Origin of the sequence: Maribacter polysiphoniae (genome assembly GCF_003148665.1) — a bacterium.
GTDB classification, from domain to species: Bacteria; Bacteroidota; Bacteroidia; order Flavobacteriales; family Flavobacteriaceae; genus Maribacter_A; species Maribacter_A polysiphoniae.
Genome location: NZ_QGGQ01000007.1, coordinates 31,218 through 47,098, shown reverse-complemented (window position 1 = coordinate 47,098; position 15,881 = coordinate 31,218). Strand labels below are relative to the sequence as shown.

14 protein-coding genes are annotated in these 15,881 nt (G+C 40.6%); 10 read left to right on the top strand and 4 right to left on the bottom strand.

Annotation, left to right across the window (positions count from 1 at the left end):
- Positions 1 to 217: 217 nt before the first annotated feature.
- Complete coding sequence (locus LX92_RS14505) at positions 218 to 541, top strand: YegP family protein (protein ID WP_109652019.1); 324 nt, start codon at positions 218 to 220, stop codon at positions 539 to 541.
- Here LX92_RS14505 and LX92_RS14500 read toward each other — a convergent pair.
- Positions 536 to 1,558, bottom strand: a complete 1,023-nt coding sequence (locus tag LX92_RS14500; RefSeq protein ID WP_109652017.1) for a threonine aldolase family protein — start codon at positions 1,556 to 1,558, stop codon at positions 536 to 538. The two genes, LX92_RS14505 and LX92_RS14500, sit on opposite strands and share 6 nt — an antisense overlap.
- Before the next feature lie 53 nt (positions 1,559 to 1,611).
- The gene (locus LX92_RS14495; protein ID WP_109652015.1) at positions 1,612 to 4,008 is read right to left on the bottom strand and encodes a zinc-dependent metalloprotease; all 2,397 of its coding nucleotides are present in this window, start codon (positions 4,006 to 4,008) and stop codon (positions 1,612 to 1,614) included.
- A gap of 193 nt (positions 4,009 to 4,201) precedes the next feature.
- Between LX92_RS14495 and LX92_RS14490 the strand changes: the two genes are divergently transcribed.
- From LX92_RS14490 to LX92_RS14455, 8 genes are all read left to right on the top strand, one after another.
- Positions 4,202 to 5,665 (top strand): circularly permuted type 2 ATP-grasp protein, encoded by a 1,464-nt coding sequence (locus tag LX92_RS14490; protein WP_109652013.1) that lies wholly within the window; start codon positions 4,202 to 4,204, stop codon positions 5,663 to 5,665.
- A 6-nt stretch (positions 5,666 to 5,671) separates the two neighbouring features.
- Positions 5,672 to 6,619: an alpha-E domain-containing protein gene (locus LX92_RS14485; protein WP_109652011.1), complete on the top strand. Its 948-nt coding sequence runs from the start codon at positions 5,672 to 5,674 to the stop codon at positions 6,617 to 6,619.
- A gap of 41 nt (positions 6,620 to 6,660) precedes the next feature.
- Complete coding sequence (locus LX92_RS14480; RefSeq protein WP_109652408.1) at positions 6,661 to 7,518, top strand: transglutaminase-like domain-containing protein; 858 nt, start codon at positions 6,661 to 6,663, stop codon at positions 7,516 to 7,518.
- Positions 7,519 to 7,582: 64 nt separating this feature from the next.
- Positions 7,583 to 8,681, top strand: a protein-coding gene (gene prfB / locus LX92_RS14475) for a peptide chain release factor 2 (RefSeq protein ID WP_109652009.1) whose coding sequence is annotated in 2 segments (ribosomal slippage) — positions 7,583 to 7,645 and positions 7,647 to 8,681 — 1,098 coding nt in all. Because the reading frame shifts where the segments join, the coding sequence is not laid out codon by codon here.
- 17 nt (positions 8,682 to 8,698) lie between these two features.
- Positions 8,699 to 9,316 carry an HAD family hydrolase gene (locus tag LX92_RS14470; RefSeq protein ID WP_109652008.1) on the top strand — a complete coding sequence of 206 codons (618 nt, stop codon included), beginning with the start codon at positions 8,699 to 8,701 and terminating at the stop codon, positions 9,314 to 9,316.
- A 13-nt stretch (positions 9,317 to 9,329) separates the two neighbouring features.
- Entirely contained in the window at positions 9,330 to 9,677 is a 348-nt protein-coding gene (arsC, locus tag LX92_RS14465; protein WP_109652006.1) for an arsenate reductase (glutaredoxin), read from the top strand.
- A gap of 153 nt (positions 9,678 to 9,830) precedes the next feature.
- Positions 9,831 to 10,352: a hypothetical protein gene (locus LX92_RS14460; protein WP_109652003.1), complete on the top strand. Its 522-nt coding sequence runs from the start codon at positions 9,831 to 9,833 to the stop codon at positions 10,350 to 10,352.
- 13 nt (positions 10,353 to 10,365) lie between these two features.
- On the top strand, positions 10,366 to 12,879 hold the full coding sequence (locus LX92_RS14455) for a TonB-dependent receptor domain-containing protein (protein ID WP_109652000.1): 2,514 nt from the start codon (positions 10,366 to 10,368) through the stop codon (positions 12,877 to 12,879).
- 49 nt (positions 12,880 to 12,928) lie between these two features.
- Here the strand turns inward: LX92_RS14455 and LX92_RS22455 are convergent, their stop codons facing one another.
- Complete coding sequence (locus LX92_RS22455; RefSeq protein WP_170117854.1) at positions 12,929 to 13,105, bottom strand: hypothetical protein; 177 nt, start codon at positions 13,103 to 13,105, stop codon at positions 12,929 to 12,931.
- A 157-nt stretch (positions 13,106 to 13,262) separates the two neighbouring features.
- On the opposite strand from LX92_RS22455, the gene fumC reads away from it, so the two are divergent.
- Positions 13,263 to 14,660: a class II fumarate hydratase gene (gene fumC, locus LX92_RS14445; RefSeq protein WP_109651994.1), complete on the top strand. Its 1,398-nt coding sequence runs from the start codon at positions 13,263 to 13,265 to the stop codon at positions 14,658 to 14,660.
- Positions 14,661 to 14,744: 84 nt separating this feature from the next.
- On the opposite strand, the gene LX92_RS14440 is transcribed toward fumC, so the two are convergent.
- Positions 14,745 to 15,632: a hypothetical protein gene (locus LX92_RS14440; protein ID WP_109651991.1), complete on the bottom strand. Its 888-nt coding sequence runs from the start codon at positions 15,630 to 15,632 to the stop codon at positions 14,745 to 14,747.
- Between the last annotated feature and the right edge of the window lie 249 nt (positions 15,633 to 15,881).

Below are 15,881 nucleotides of genomic sequence, written 5' to 3'. Positions count from 1 at the left end.
AAATTTAGTGTTTGTTATTGTATTGTTACTTGCTGCGAAAGTAGATGAACACAAAACCTTTATAGAGGAACTAAAAAAATGACCGATTCAAGTGTCGACAAACAACATATTTCTTCGATGAAATACAATTACGTAGGATTTTTATTACTTTTTGAGAAAAAGAATTAAAAATTATTTGATCAAAATGTGTTACTTTTAAGTATTACAGGGTTTCGCTATGATAGAAATAAAGAAAAAAGGCACGAACAAATATAGTTTCAAACTTAAATCACAAAGTGGGCATACCCTTTTGAGAAGTGTTGAGTATTTCGATAAGGCAGAAATGCAGCATACCGTACAAAACCTAAATCCCACCAATATTAAAAGTATACGGTTTGAACGAAAAACCAGTAACGACGGATTATTCTTGTTCGACATCAAAAATCCGAATGGCCAACTGATCGGTCACAGCCAATATTATACTTCTGAGGCCGGAATGGAAAATGGCATCAAAACCTTGATGAAAAGAATTGACACCTTATCCCATTTAGGTGAATTATAGTTTTTTCAGGATGTCGAGGAATCGCACATGCATTCCGTCGGTATAATCCATATGGGTGACGATGCGCAATTTTCCTTGTCCCATACCTATGATCGATATTCCTTGTTCGCTTAATTTTTTTAAAAAGCCCTCTTCGGACAACGTATTTTCATCGATCTCGAAAATGATAATATTGGTTTCAATCGGTTCCACCTTTTTTATAAAGGACAATCCTTCCAATACCTCCCCAATTTCAAATGCCTTCCTATGATCGTCTGCCAATCGGTTGATATTGTGATCCAAGGCATAGGATGCCGCCGCCGTCAAATAACCCGCTTGTCGCATGCCCCCTCCAAAGATCTTCCGTATCCTCAAGGCCTTGTCCATCATCGCCTTACTACCCATCAGCACGGAACCTACGGGACAACCGAGCCCCTTGCTGAAACAAACACTGATGGTATCGAACAATTGTCCGAACTGTTGCGGGGTCTCATTCTTGGCGACCATTGCATTCCATATTCGCGCACCGTCCAAGTGATAGGCCAGGTTATGCTTTTTACAAACATTCTTGATCTTCTTCAACTCCTCAATATCCCAACACGCACCACCACCCTTATTGGTGGTATTCTCAATACACACCAAGGTAGTCAATGGGCTGTGGTAAAAATCGGGCGGATTTATAGCTGCCTCCACTTGTCCTGCGGTCATCATTCCCCGATGGCCCTCGATTAGCCTACAGGAAACGCCACTATTGAAACTGACTCCCCCACCCTCATAATTATATACATGGGCATATTTATCGCATATCAATTGCTCCCCAGGTTGGGTATGCAGTTTTATGGCCGTCTGGTTCGCCATGGTGCCGCTAGGAAAAAACAAAGCGGCTTCCTTACCGAATAGTTCCGCTGTCTTGGCCTCCAAGGCATTGACCGAGGGGTCGGTCTTAAATACATCATCGCCCACTGGGGCATTCATCATGGCCTCCAACATTCCCTTGGAAGGTTGGGTCACCGTATCACTGATCAAATTGATATTCACTTTGTAATTTATTTATTTGGATACTCCTTTATCTGCACGTTTTTCGACTCGTTTTAATGCATACAGTCCATTCCTATTGGGGAACCATCAGGAATCTTTGGGGCAGCAATCAATTGGAATTTCTCCGGAGCCTTCAAAAACCCATCGATCCGTCTTATCATTTCTTGTGGATAGGGGTCATTTTTGGCCAATAGTTGCTGTCTAAGTCTTTTTAATTTTTGAAAGGCAATGGCATTCACTTGGGGATGGACCTTATCATGGGCCGCAAGATTCATCAAATGATATACCACCCGAAAATTGATGTTCCACTGGACTTCAGAAAAATAGGCATCCTTATGCTGTTTGTCTATGGTATTTTCAATTACGGCATCGAGTACATCGGCCAATCCCAAATTCTTGGGCTGTAAGGCCTTTTGCTGAATCAACCTAGAAGCCCTTTCCGGGTGCAATAAAAAAGTCAAGGTCATATCCGCGGAGGTTTCCGGTGCCGATAACGCATCAAAACCAACCCCGGTCTTCCCTTGTAAGGATTCCCTGTTTTTTGGATACCCAAAAGCCCTCGGAGGAAACAATTCCAACTTTTCCTTAGGAATGGCCATCCACTGGGCATCCAATGTTTTTAAAAGAGTCGACAGCGCCTCTTGCTGCATTTTTTTGTCCGCAATGGAGACGACTGCCTGTCCATCCCCTTTTACCGCATAATGATAATCCATACCGCCCACAACCTTGGCCACCGCTTCCGTTTGATAACGATGAAAGAAATAAAGGGGTACAAAAACATCCTCCAAAACGGTATTGGGCTCCCCTTTTCGGATATTATCGATGGAAAAATTAGCAATGGCAAGAGCCCGCAAATCCAACATCGCATCCAATTCCTTTGTAATATTTTTTCCATTGTCCCACAAATGTGCCAAAACATGGGCACTTCCCCCTGGGCGGGCATCCTGATCGGTGATATATCGCAGTCCTTGTTCTTTGGCAGCTCCCAAAATAGTCTCCAATCCCTGCTTTTCATCCTTATTTTCAGGAAAATCGGTATAGGAGTAGGCAACGGTAACCTTATCCCATGCCCCAATACCTGTGGCATAGGCTTCAGAAAAATCAATTTTCCCATTTTTCATGGTAAACTGTGGATGCGGATAATCCATTACCGAAGCCCTGTCATTGGTTGAAGCCGCATAATTATGGGCAAAACCAAGGGTATGCCCTATCTCATGTGCAGAAAGCTGTCGAATACGTGCCAAGGCCAAATCCAACATGGGTTGGTCATTATCGTCCCGCTCCGCGAAGGGTTTATCCATTAATGCCTGGGCGATTAGAAAATCCTGTCTAATACGCAGACTGCCAAGACTTACGTGCCCTTTAATGATCTCGCCTGTCCTAGGGTCTGTGATACTACCACCATAACTCCATCCCCTGGTCGATCGATGCACCCATTGAATCACATTATAACGTACGTCCAAGGGGTCGGCATCATCGGGCAACATGATCAACTGAAAGGCATCTTTATATCCAATAGCCTCAAAAGCCTGGTTCCACCATCTCCCTCCTTCCAAAAGTGCGGAACGAATGGGTTCGGGTGTACCATTGTCCAAATAATAAATAATTGGTTCTACGGCTTCACTGATTGGGGCATTCGGGTCTTTTTTCTGCAACCGATGTCGGGTAATGAACCTTTTGACAATTGGATCCTGTACCGGCGTGGAATAATCATAATAACTCATAGGATACGATCCAGAGCGGGTATCAAAAATCCGTTTTTTATAGCCCTCATCGGGCAAGGCGATCAACGAATGGTGTTGGGCCACGGTAACCAAATTAGGGTTCGGGGTAACGGATTTGATGTATTGCCCCTTGGCTTCCCCCTTAAAAGTCAAAGTCACATCAAATTCAACATTCTTTGGAAATGCCTTGGTCCTGTCCATGTCAAAGGCACTTTTAGTTTTGTCCAAGCTATAGACCCCCTGTTCGGATTGTTTTAACCTTGAGGCAACACCATGGGTATCCTGCAGTAGGAAATCCGTAATATCTATAATATATTTTCCGTCTTTTTCCTCCTCGATCTTAAAACCGTAAAGGACGGATTTCGCAAATGCCTGCTCCACCGATTTCCGTTCCAAGGCATTATCGGTCAGAGCCCTAAATTTTAAATTGGGTTGAACCAGCAACAGTTTACCGCCTGCCTTTTTAAAGAAAACAACCTGTTCGTTACCGAGCTGTCCACGATCCAAGCCTATATCGTTACTCCCAATACCGCTACTTAATGCATAAACATATAGAAATTCCTTTTCCAAGTCCTCGACCTCTAAATAGATTCTATCGTTTTTATCATCCAGATAAAAGTTGAACAAGCCGTCGTACTTTTTATAATCTTCCTTATTTCCTTTGAATTGTGCGTCAATCGTGTTGGAAAGCATCAAAAAAACGAGTAGCAGTAGCCTTATTTTCATAGTTGTGTATTATGGTCTAAAAATAACCAAAATTCCATTAAATAAGTATCTTGATCAATTCTTGATTTTAGTAAGAATATGATAATAATACACTTACTTTTATCCAGTATATTTATATTATTTACTAAACTAATATCAAATCATTATAGGATAAGTGCCAGCTATAAAGTATTTTGATGAAAAATAATTTTCTATGGGGAAAGCCGAACATCCTATATTTTCTTTCTATAATAAAAACCCTGATTTATATGATGAAATCTATACAAAGGGAGGGGACATAAAAGAGGTTTACCAAAAATTGTTCGATATTTATGGTGGGCATTCGATTAAGGAATTTGCTGATTTGAATAAAAAAGCCAGGGCTTCCTTTTTTAACCAAGGGATTACTTTCCAGGTTTATGGTGAAAAAGAAAGCCATGAGAAAATTTTTCCATTTGACCTTTTTCCAAGAATCATTGATGCAAATGAATGGGACATTATTGAGCGTGGATCTATTCAACGCAGTAAGGCTTTGAACCTTTTTCTTTGGGATGTTTATCACGAAAAGAAAATAATCAAACAAGGAATTGTTCCTTTGGATCTTATCAGTTCTTCCAATAATTATCTTCATCAAATGATGGATTTAGACCCCCCTGGAGGAATTTACAACCATATATCGGGCACTGATGTCATTAAACACACAGACGGTAAATTCTATGTTCTCGAGGACAACATCAGATGTCCTTCCGGGGTAAGCTATGTCATCTGTAATAGAACCGCCCTTAAAAGAGCTCTTTTTGGTGTGTTTAACCACTACCAAACACATACCGTGACAAACTATGCCGAAAACCTGCTTGACCTTTTGGAAACGGTCAAACCCAAAGGTGTCGACAATCCTGTATGTGTGGTCATAACCCCTGGCATGTTCAATTCCGCTTTTTATGAACACTCATATTTGGCGAAAACCATGGGCGTTGAGCTTGTAGAAGGGAAAGATCTGTTCGTGGAAAATGATTTTGTATACATGAAAACCATTCGTGGCCCATTAAAGGTTGATGTGATTTACAGGCGTGTTGACGATCTATTCATAGACCCACTTGAATTTAAACCTAACTCCTCCTTAGGGGTGCCCGGTCTTTTTGCCGCATATAAAAAAGGCAATGTCACCCTGGCAAATGCCCCGGGTACCGGTGTGGCCGATGACAAGGCCGTGTATACCTATATGCCGCAAATAATCAAATACTATCTTGATGAAGAACCTATATTAAGCAATGTACACACCTATCATTGTAGTAGGCCGGATGAGTTAAAATATGTACTGGAACATGTTCATGAATTGGTGGTAAAACCTGTTGATGAAGCCGGGGGTTATGGCATATCAATAGGCAATAGACTGACCAAGAATGAAATTGAAAAAGTCAAAAAACAAATAAAGGAAAATCCAAGGAAGTATGTTGCACAACCAATTATGTCACTTTCTGTGCACCCTACCTATATAGACGAAAGCGAATCTTTTGAACAACGTCATATTGACCTCAGAACCTTTACGGTGTTGGGAAAGGACAAAGAATTCGTATTAAAAGGAGGCCTGACAAGAGTGGCTTTGGAAAAAGGCAATCTTGTTGTTAATTCATCCCAAGGAGGTGGATCTAAAGATACTTGGGTATTAAAAAAATAATCGATTATGCTTGCACGTGTAGCAAATAACCTTTTTTGGATGGGACGTTATATTGAACGGTCCGAACATATTGCCCGTTATCTGAATGTCAACTATTTTTCTTCATTGGATGCCCCCAATAAATTGTCCCAATCCAGACAATTCGTTCTTCAATCCATGTTATATATGGTGGGTGACCAAACGGAAGACCTCTCGGTTGAACTCAATGAAGAAGATGTGCTCTATAAGATCGGTCTGGACATTGATACATCCTATTCAATCATCAATAATATTAAACATGCAAGGGAGAATGCCAATAGTGCACGGGATTTAATATCTACCGAACTCTATGAATCCATAAACAAATTCTATCATTTCGGATTAAACTACCCCGTGGGATCCTTCGTAAAAAATGGACTCTATGATTTTACGGTTAATATCACCGAGATCACTGCCGTATTGCGTGGTAAAATTCGAGGAACCCTATTACACAATGAAGTTTATGCCCTAATAATGATGGGCATGAATATTGAAAGAGCTACACAGATTACCCGTATAATAAATGCAAAATATAATGATGCGTTAAAGGCACAAGGAAGCTATGGCGACAAGTTCAGTAAAAGTTTCGAATGGACTACCCTATTGAAATGCACGGAATCCTATGATATGATGCGCCGTTTATACAAAAAGACCCCAACCAGTATTTCAACTTTGGAGTTTTTGATCTTGAATCCCAACTGCCCAAGATCGGTAATGAACTGTTTAAATCAGGTATATGCACATATTTTGATCTTGGATACCAGTAAACATTATAATAAAAACTCAACAGCCTTTCTTGTAGGCAAAACAAGGTCCGAATATCGATATAAACACATTGAGGAAATCGAGGACAACATCCAATCTTTCATTGAGAATATCCTTAACAGTTTAGGACAAATAAGTCAAAAAATGGAAATGGAGTATTTTAACCATTAATGTTGGAACATTCCTTTAACTTAGCAGCCTGTATAAAACCTATGTCATTAGAATACTTTATTACCTACAAGGCTGAAAACCATTATGAAAGTATGGTAAACGATGCCCATTGGCAATTTCTGATCATTCCTGAACATAACATCAACCAAGAATTCATAACGGTCGATTTTAAAAACTCGATTGATGCCTACAACGAACATTCTATCAATGGGTATGGATTTAAAACCATTAGGGTACAGCCAAAGTCCAAATTCAAACATATCACCTTTGAAGCTTCTTTTAAGCTCATCAAAAACAATGTAAATCCCTTTGATTTTGAACCTAATTCAGATATTGCCATAGATTACCAAAAGGTCATGGAACTGGATTTCAAGGTAGATTTCGAACCCTTCTTACGACAAACCCATTACACGTCCATTCCAACCGAAACAAAAACATTATTCTCGTTTGATACCCATAAATCGATTTTCGAAAACCTTCAAGCCTTAAATCAATGGGTGTTTGAAAAAATATATTATGCTCCCGAGGTGACAGACGTTTACACCACGCTCGACCAAATTATAAAACACAGACAAGGTGTTTGTCAAGATTTCACCCATTTATTCTGTGCACTTGCTAGACAAAACCATATTCCGGCCCGTTATATCTCGGGATATCTTCATCAGGGCAATGGATATTTTGGCGACTCACAAATGCATGCGTGGGCAGAGGCTTATATTCCAAATTTAGGGTGGATAGGGTTTGACCCTACCAATAACATCCTGGCAAACAATAGCCATATTAAAGTAGCCCACGGAAAGGATTATAACGATTGTTCCCCACTGAGGGGAGTTGTTTATGCCAGTGGCAGTAACGAAACCAAACATTCCGTACTGGTATCCCATCAGCAGCAGCAGTAAAACTTTTGACCATACCGCTATAAGTCCCTTAAAGAATATTATTTTTGTGTTTAAATCGAAAAATATGATAACCGTAGATCAATCCAAAGATCTTATAGAGCGCCTTGGTGCGTTAAGGAGGTATCTTTGACATAGATGCCAAGCTTATAGAGATAGAGAACGAAGAAGAAAAAACACTTGCCCCGGATTTTTGGGATGACCCCAAAAAAGCGCAGGAGCAAATGAAATTCATCCAATCGAAAAAGCATTGGGTCGATGATTACAATGCCGCCAAGACCATGGTCGGCGACCTCGAGGTTTTAATCGAGTTCCAAAAAGAAGGCGAAGTACCCGAATCCGAGGTTACGGCCCAATATGAAAAAGCCGTGGATCTCATTGAAAAATTAGAGTTCAAGAACATGCTTTCCGAAGAGGGTGATGAACTGACCGCCGTTTTACAGATTACCGCAGGAGCCGGTGGGACCGAAAGTTGTGACTGGGCCGCTATGCTTATGCGCATGTATATGATGTGGAGCGAAAAAAACGGGTACAAGGTCAAGGAACTCAACTACCAAGAAGGTGATGTGGCCGGTATTAAAACGGTGACCCTTGAAATTGAGGGTGAATATTCCTTTGGGTGGTTGAAAGGCGAAAATGGTGTACATCGTTTGGTGCGCATCTCCCCTTTTGACAGTAATGCCAAAAGGCATACCTCTTTCGCTTCGGTTTATGTATATCCTTTGGTCGACGATAGTATCGAAATCGATGTCAACCCTGCCGATATAGAGATAACCACGGCAAGATCCAGTGGTGCCGGTGGTCAGAATGTAAACAAGGTGGAAACCAAGGTCCAATTGGTCCACAAGCCTACAGGCATACAGATCCAATGTTCCGATTCGCGTTCCCAACACGATAATAGGGCCACGGCCATGAAAATGTTGAAATCCCAATTGTACGAGATTGAATTGCGCAAGAAAATGGAAGCCCGGGAGGAAATTGAATCGTCCAAGATGAAGATTGAATGGGGATCACAGATCCGAAATTATGTAATGCACCCATACAAATTGGTCAAGGATGTTAGGACCGGTGAGGAAACCGGGAATGTCGACGCCGTTATGGATGGCAATATCGATCAATTCCTAAAGGCCTTTCTCATGATGATGGGACAAAAAGAAGAAGACTAATCCTGTAAACAGATCACATGGGCGCATTCGATACGATTATATTTGATTTGGGTGGGGTTCTGATTGATTGGAATCCGAAATATCTCTATCGCGATGTTTTTGATGGCGATGAAGAAAAAGTGGATTGGTTTCTTAACACCATTTGCACCTACAATTGGAATATGGAACACGACGCCGGAAGGCCCTTAAAGGTAGGTACGGATCTACTGATTAAGGAGTTTCCTGAATACGAATCTTGGATCAGGCTATATTATGACGAATGGCCTAGGATGTTAGGAGGCCCTATTTCAGGAACGGTTGCCATTCTAAAACAGCTAAAACAAAAGGAAACCTACAACCTGTTGGCGTTGACCAATTGGAGTAACGAGACCTTTCCCGTGGCCTTGGAACGTTTTGAATTCTTGAATGATTTCGAGGGAATTGTTGTTTCCGGTGATGAAAACACCAGAAAACCCCACAAAGAAATCTATGAAATCACGCTGGACAGATATCGTATCACCCCAGAAAAAGCGGTTTTCATTGATGACAACATCGATAATGTTGAAGCTGCCAACCAAATGGGTATCACGGGTATACATTTCAAGAACCCTGACCAATTACATAGTGAATTAAATGCCTTGGGCATTAAAATATAATAAGTAAAACATCATGATCAAAATTTACCATAATCCAAGATGCTCCAAATCGCGCCTAGGCTTAAGTGCTTTGGAAGCCTCCGGAGAGCCGTTTAAGATTGTCAAATACCTTGAGGACATTCCTACCAAAAAGGAATTGAAGGAGCTATTGGGGTATTTGAACCTGCCTGCAGGGGAATTGGTGCGCAAGAATGAGGCTATTTGGAAAGAACAATACCGAGGAAAGGACCTCACCGAGGATGAAATCATCACGGCCATGGTTCAACATCCCAAGCTTATAGAACGTCCTATTGTCGTAAAGGGGGACAAAGCCGTTATCGGGAGACCCACCGAAAACATACTTGAGCTATTAAAAGAGTGAGAAACCACTTGATTTTTTTAGTGGTTTAGAACCAAACACCCTATTTTGGCACCTTTCTTGTTTGTATTGGGAATACACGACATTTGAATTAACAAAGTTTTAACCTTTAAGGGTTAAACCTTCAACTATTTTTGAAATCTAATATACCACATAATGAAAATCAATAAATCGTTTTTGATGGTACTGTTTACCCTGTTAATGGCAGGAGTGGAAGTACAAGCACAATATGGTTATGGCAATGGCTACGGCTATGGCGGATATGGAAGTAGGGGCGGATATGGTTATGGTAGGGCACGTAATTCCATACCACAGGCCACAGCACCGCAAAAAGAACCGGAACCCCTGACCGCTGATCAAATTGTGGATAATGAAATGCCGGAAATTGCTTCGGCCTTGGAATTGAATGAATTTGAAACCGCTGTTCTAAGTAGCATTTTAAAGAAGTACGTGCAAGAACGTATCGAAATGCAAATACTTAAGTTGACGCCAGAGCAAATGCGAGAGCAGATGGACAAAATTACGGTGCGGCAGACAGAGGAGCTGAAAGCAGGATTGCCTTTGGAAAAATACGAGGCATTCGTGGAATTACAGAAAAAAGGGGTTTCAAAAACCAAAAAGGAGAAAAAGAAGAAGCAAAAAAAGCAGAAAAAGAAAAAAAAGAAGGACAAAGGCTAAATACATCCAATACATGAAAAAACTATTTCCGTTATTTTTATCGTTAACAACATTCATTGCAACAGCGCAAAGACCCCAAGGGCAATCCCCTGAACCCATAAATATAACAGGAATAGTTCTAGATCAGGATACGGGCGAACCCCTTGAATATGCGACCCTAATCCTACAAAGCCTTCGTAATCCCGATAAAGTGACCGGTGGCATTACCGATACATCCGGTAAGTTCGATGTCGAGGTCATGCCCGGAAAATATAACGCAAGGATAGAATACATATCCTATAAGACCTATACCCTCGATGCCCAGACCTTCAGGACCTCCACGGATTTAGGAACCATCAAGTTAGCCCTTGATGTGGAGCAGTTACAGGAAGTTGAGGTAACCGCAGAGCGAACCACCGTTGAACTTCGTCTCGATAAAAAAATATATAATGTAGGATCGGATCTTACCGTCAAGGGAGGTTCCGTTACGGATGTTTTGGATAACGTACCATCGGTTACCGTTGACGTTGAAGGAAATATCAGTCTTCGTGGCAATGAAAGTGTGCGGATCCTAATCAATGGTAAGCCGTCTGCCCTATCCGGACTAAGTACCGACGCTTTACAACAACTGCCCGCCGAAGCTATCGAGAAAGTGGAAGTCATCACCAACCCTTCTGCCCGTTACGATGCAGAAGGAACAGCCGGAATCCTGAACATCATCCTAAAACAAAGTAAGACAGCCGGGATCAATGGTTCAGTAAGTTTAAACGTAGGAAACCCTGAGTCTTATGGAGCCAATGTTAGCCTCAATCTAAGAAGGGACAAGTTCAATATTTTCACAAATACCTCCTATCGATACCGTAATAGTCCTGGAAATGCCCTTTTTGAACAGGAAAACTTTAATGCCGATGGCTCCACCGCAAGCTTCCAAGATGAAATCAGGGATTATCAAAGACAAAGTGATGGTTTTAATACCAATATCGGTTTTGAGTATTTCATTGATGAATCCAGTAGTATCACCAATTCCTTGGTTTATAGAACGTCAGGAGGGGACGATAATACGAATATTGATTTTTTCAATTTCGATGCTTTGATGAACCCTACGATCCTAAGAAACCGGTTCTCAACCGAAAGTGATGATGATGAGGATGTGCAGTATTCGGTCAACTATAAGAAAAATTTCGATAAAGACGGGCATGAACTAACCATCGACTATCAATATTCCTCGGGAAGCGAACTCGAAAATTCCATAATAGAAGAGACCGTTGTGGGCGAAAATGATGAGCTACCCACAGAACAGACCATCAACGATGAAAGTCAAGTTAGGCAATTGGTACAAATGGATTACGTTCTGCCTTTTGGCAAGGACAGTAAATCCCAGTTTGAAATAGGTTATAGAGGAACTTTCAATAATTTCAATACCGATTTTAATTACGGCATACTTAGCAACGGGGTTCTGGCCAGCGACCCGGATTTCAGTAACGAGCTCAATTATAAGGAATATGTGAACTCGGCCTACACCCAATTGGGAACCAAGGCCGGTAAATTCAATATTTTGGGCGGACTTCGTATGGAGGCTTCCGATATAGGCGTCGAATTGGTAAATACCAACGAGGTAAGCAACAAAACCTATGTAAATTGGTTTCCTTCCCTGTTTTTAGGATATGAATTTTCCGAAAAGGAACAATTGACCATCAGTTATAGTAGAAGATTGCGTAGGCCACGTTCCAGGTTCATTAATCCGTTTCCCTCAAGATCGAGTAACACCAACCTGTTCCAAGGAAATCCCGATTTGGACCCTACCTATACCAATGCCTTTGATTTGGGCTATTTAAGAAGGTGGGATAAATTTACCTTTAACACCTCTGCCTATTACAATCACTCCACTGGAGTATTCCAGTTTATTACCCAAGAAACCGGGGATTTTGTTGAGATAGAAAATCCGGATGACCCAGCAAATCCGGTTATTGTTCCCGTTCAAGTGCGAACACCCATCAATTTGGCGGACGAAAGTCGATATGGTATGGAGTTTACCACATCCTTTGTTCCTAAAAGAAATTGGAGATTAAGTTGGAATTTGAATCTATTCCAACAAAAATTAACCGGGGATTATGAATACACCAATTATCAGGATGAACTGATAGTACAAAATTTTGACGTGGACAATTTTGCCTATTTCACGAGATTCAGTGCTAAATTACCATTACCGGGAGCCATTGATTTCCAATCCAACCTTTTTTATATGGGACCCTCGGAGAGTGCACAATCAAAATACAAAAGCATGTTGAGCACCAACTTAGCCTTTAGCAAGGATGTTGTTAAGGATAAGGCCACGGTTTCATTGAATGTGAGTGATGTATTCAATACCCGTAAGCGTAGGGGTGAAACCAGAACCGACAACGTTTTTACGTATAGTGAATTTCAACGTAGGGAAAGACAAGTTACCCTATCTTTCCTCTACAGGTTCAATCAGCCCCAGAACCAAAAAGGTGAAAGAAACGGCCAAAGAAATGGCGGTGGGGACGATGATATGGATTTTGAAGGATAAAAGAATGAATATGTCCAAAACAAAAAAGAAGCCAAATGGCTTCTTTTTTTTATTCCTCTAATCGCGCAGCCGCTTTGGCCTTGCGCTTTTCTTTTATCAGTTCACGAATATTACCGAATAACCAATAAGGTACAACAAAGGTCAATAAGAAAATCATCAACCAGAAACCAATGGTCAATATGGTTAAAAACGCTAAAAATCCTAAATATTGGTCAAAATCAAACATCTGTACTTGTTTATTAAAAACAAATATACTTTGAAAAGATTCAAAAGAACAAATCAAATTCAAAAAAAATGTTGATTTTTCTAAAATTAAGGTTTCCCTGCCTCTCTTAAAATCCCGTAATGGAGTACCTTTGCAGGAAATAAAAAACACCTTACATATGAGTTTCAGAATCGAAAAAGACACGATGGGAAAAGTCGAGGTGCCCTCCGATAAATACTGGGGCGCACAGACTGAGCGTTCTCGAAATAATTTTAAAATCGGACCTTCGGCATCAATGCCCTTGGACATCGTTTACGGCTTTGCGTATTTAAAAAAAGCAGCAGCATACGCTAACCACGAATTGGGCGTACTTGATGAGAAAAAAAGAGATTTAATCGCTTCTGTTTGTGATGAAATCCTGGATGGTAAGCACGATGACCAGTTTCCTTTGGTTATTTGGCAAACAGGATCCGGTACACAAAGCAATATGAACGTCAACGAGGTCATCGCGAACCGTGCACACGAAATGGCGGGTAATGTTATCGGTGAAGGGGAAAAGACCATTCAACCAAACGATGATGTGAATAAATCACAATCCTCCAACGATACGTTCCCTACCGGTATGCATATTGCCGCGTACAAGAAAATTATTGAAGTCACCATTCCCGGTGTCACCAAACTTAAGGAGACCTTGGAGAAAAAATCCAAGGAATTCAAAAATGTGGTTAAAATAGGACGTACCCATTTAATGGATGCCACTCCCCTAACCCTTGGCCAAGAGTTTTCCGGTTACGCTTCACAATTGGAACATGGTTTAAAAGCATTGAACAATACGTTGGACCACCTAAGTGAGCTCGCCCTTGGGGGAACAGCTGTAGGTACCGGTATGAACACTCCTAAAGGATACGATGTACTCGTAGCCCAATATATTGCCAAATTCACCGGATTACCTTTTAAAACGGCTGAAAACAAATTTGAGGCCCTAGCTGCCCATGATGCCATTGTCGAAAGTCACGGGGCATTAAAACAGTTGGCGGTTTCATTGAATAAGATTGCCAATGATGTACGTATGATGGCATCCGGTCCACGTTCAGGAATCGGTGAAATCATTATTCCTGCCAACGAACCGGGAAGTTCCATCATGCCCGGGAAAGTAAACCCTACCCAATGTGAGGCATTGACCATGGTCTGCGCACAGGTAATGGGTAACGACGTTGCTATTTCTGTTGGTGGTACACAAGGACACTACGAGTTAAATGTCTTTAAACCGGTTATGGCGGCGAACTTTTTACAATCTGCCGAATTATTGGGTGATGCCTGCTTAAGTTTCGAAACCAATTGTGTAATAGGTATTGAACCAAACCATGAAGTGATCAAACAATTATTGAACAACTCCTTAATGTTGGTTACGGCCCTTAATCCTAAAATAGGATATTATAAATCTGCTGAAATTGCAAATACAGCCCATAAGAACGGTACTACTTTAAAAGAAGAAGCCGTGAATCTTGGTTATGTTACCGCTGAGGAATATGACGAATGGGTAAAACCTGAGGATATGGTAGGTAGTTTAAAATAGCGTACCTATTCCATATTTGAAATATTAAAAAGGGGCAATCAATTAAGATTGCCCCTTTTCGTTTAAATGGATAGTGTGTATTATCTATTTTAGAGTGAACTTGGAAGTTCCCAATAATTTTAATTTGTCATCATAAACGTTTACCATGTAATTTCCTTTTTGGAAATCACCCGCTGGCTTACCAATGTAATCACAAACATCCAAAGACTTGTTTTCGTAGTAGAAATTTGTGCCTTTACTGTACGTTACGGAAGCTCCACTTTCATTGGTTTTTGAAAAACTTTCTCCAAGAACATTTCCTTGTGGGTCTAAAACCTCTACATAAAATTCCCTGTCACCTGCTTCGGCTATAATGTTATCCGCTACGGTAAAGCAGATTTTGAACTTATCGGTTCTTCCTGCCCTTGAAGTAGAAACCAATTTACCACTGCTACGTTCCTTAACGGCATCAACGTTGAATTTGGAAAGATTCAAGGCAGAACCTTTTTCAACCACATCGGCCAATTGGGTGTTTTGTACCACCAAGGAATCATTGAAGACAGTTTGTTTTTCCAATTCAACATACGTACTGTCACGTTGCATGGCAATCATCGTATTTGAACGTGTCAACGAATCCACTTGTTTAAGCAATTGCTCCCTTTCAGCTTTAAGAACACTAACTTGTCTTCTATATCTTGATAAAGAAGCTATATCAGCTTTCATTGTTTGTACTGAATCCAAGTATTTTGCGATGTTATCCCTAGCAGTAACCAACTCTTCATTGGTCGCATTGCTTTCCAAAATAGCTTTGTCGTATTCAGACTTAAGACTATTAAGGTCTTCAACAACCAATTCTTTTTCTTTTGTAAGTACAGACTCGGTCTCCTTCTTGTCTTGGTAAAGACTCACAGTGTAGATGATCACACCTAAAAGTATAACCCCTAGCAAACCTGCCAATACTTTTAATCCATTGTTATTCTTTGTTTCAGTCATAATCTAAAAATTAATTAACTTTTACTTTATAAAAGTGTTTGTTCGTGTTTTATATACGGTTCAATTTTCCGATTGGATTTTTTTGGATTAAAAAAAATTAACATTCTTAAAATATTAGACCTCCCCGATCCCTGACTTTTAAGGATGTTTTGGTTTTCCATCATTTTAAAAACGAAAACAACTCCTTTTAACAGTAAGATTATCAATAACTTCCATATTTTGGAATTGACGTCGGCTGAAGATCACTTT

Excerpts from the sequence above, each read along its gene's own strand:
- LX92_RS14505 (WP_109652019.1), top strand. The coding sequence starts at position 218 with ATGATAGAAATAAAGAAAAAAGGCACGAACAAATATAGTTTCAAACTT.
- LX92_RS14495 (WP_109652015.1), bottom strand. The coding sequence starts at position 4,008 with ATGAAAATAAGGCTACTGCTACTCGTTTTTTTGATGCTTTCCAACACG.
- LX92_RS14490 (WP_109652013.1), top strand. The coding sequence starts at position 4,202 with ATGGGGAAAGCCGAACATCCTATATTTTCTTTCTATAATAAAAACCCT.
- LX92_RS14485 (WP_109652011.1), top strand. The coding sequence starts at position 5,672 with ATGCTTGCACGTGTAGCAAATAACCTTTTTTGGATGGGACGTTATATT.
- LX92_RS14480 (WP_109652408.1), top strand. The coding sequence starts at position 6,661 with ATGTCATTAGAATACTTTATTACCTACAAGGCTGAAAACCATTATGAA.
- LX92_RS14470 (WP_109652008.1), top strand. The coding sequence starts at position 8,699 with ATGGGCGCATTCGATACGATTATATTTGATTTGGGTGGGGTTCTGATT.
- arsC (WP_109652006.1), top strand. The coding sequence starts at position 9,330 with ATGATCAAAATTTACCATAATCCAAGATGCTCCAAATCGCGCCTAGGC.
- LX92_RS14460 (WP_109652003.1), top strand. The coding sequence starts at position 9,831 with ATGAAAATCAATAAATCGTTTTTGATGGTACTGTTTACCCTGTTAATG.
- LX92_RS14455 (WP_109652000.1), top strand. The coding sequence starts at position 10,366 with ATGAAAAAACTATTTCCGTTATTTTTATCGTTAACAACATTCATTGCA.
- LX92_RS22455 (WP_170117854.1), bottom strand. The coding sequence starts at position 13,105 with ATGTTTGATTTTGACCAATATTTAGGATTTTTAGCGTTTTTAACCATA.
- fumC (WP_109651994.1), top strand. The coding sequence starts at position 13,263 with ATGAGTTTCAGAATCGAAAAAGACACGATGGGAAAAGTCGAGGTGCCC.
- LX92_RS14440 (WP_109651991.1), bottom strand. The coding sequence starts at position 15,632 with ATGACTGAAACAAAGAATAACAATGGATTAAAAGTATTGGCAGGTTTG.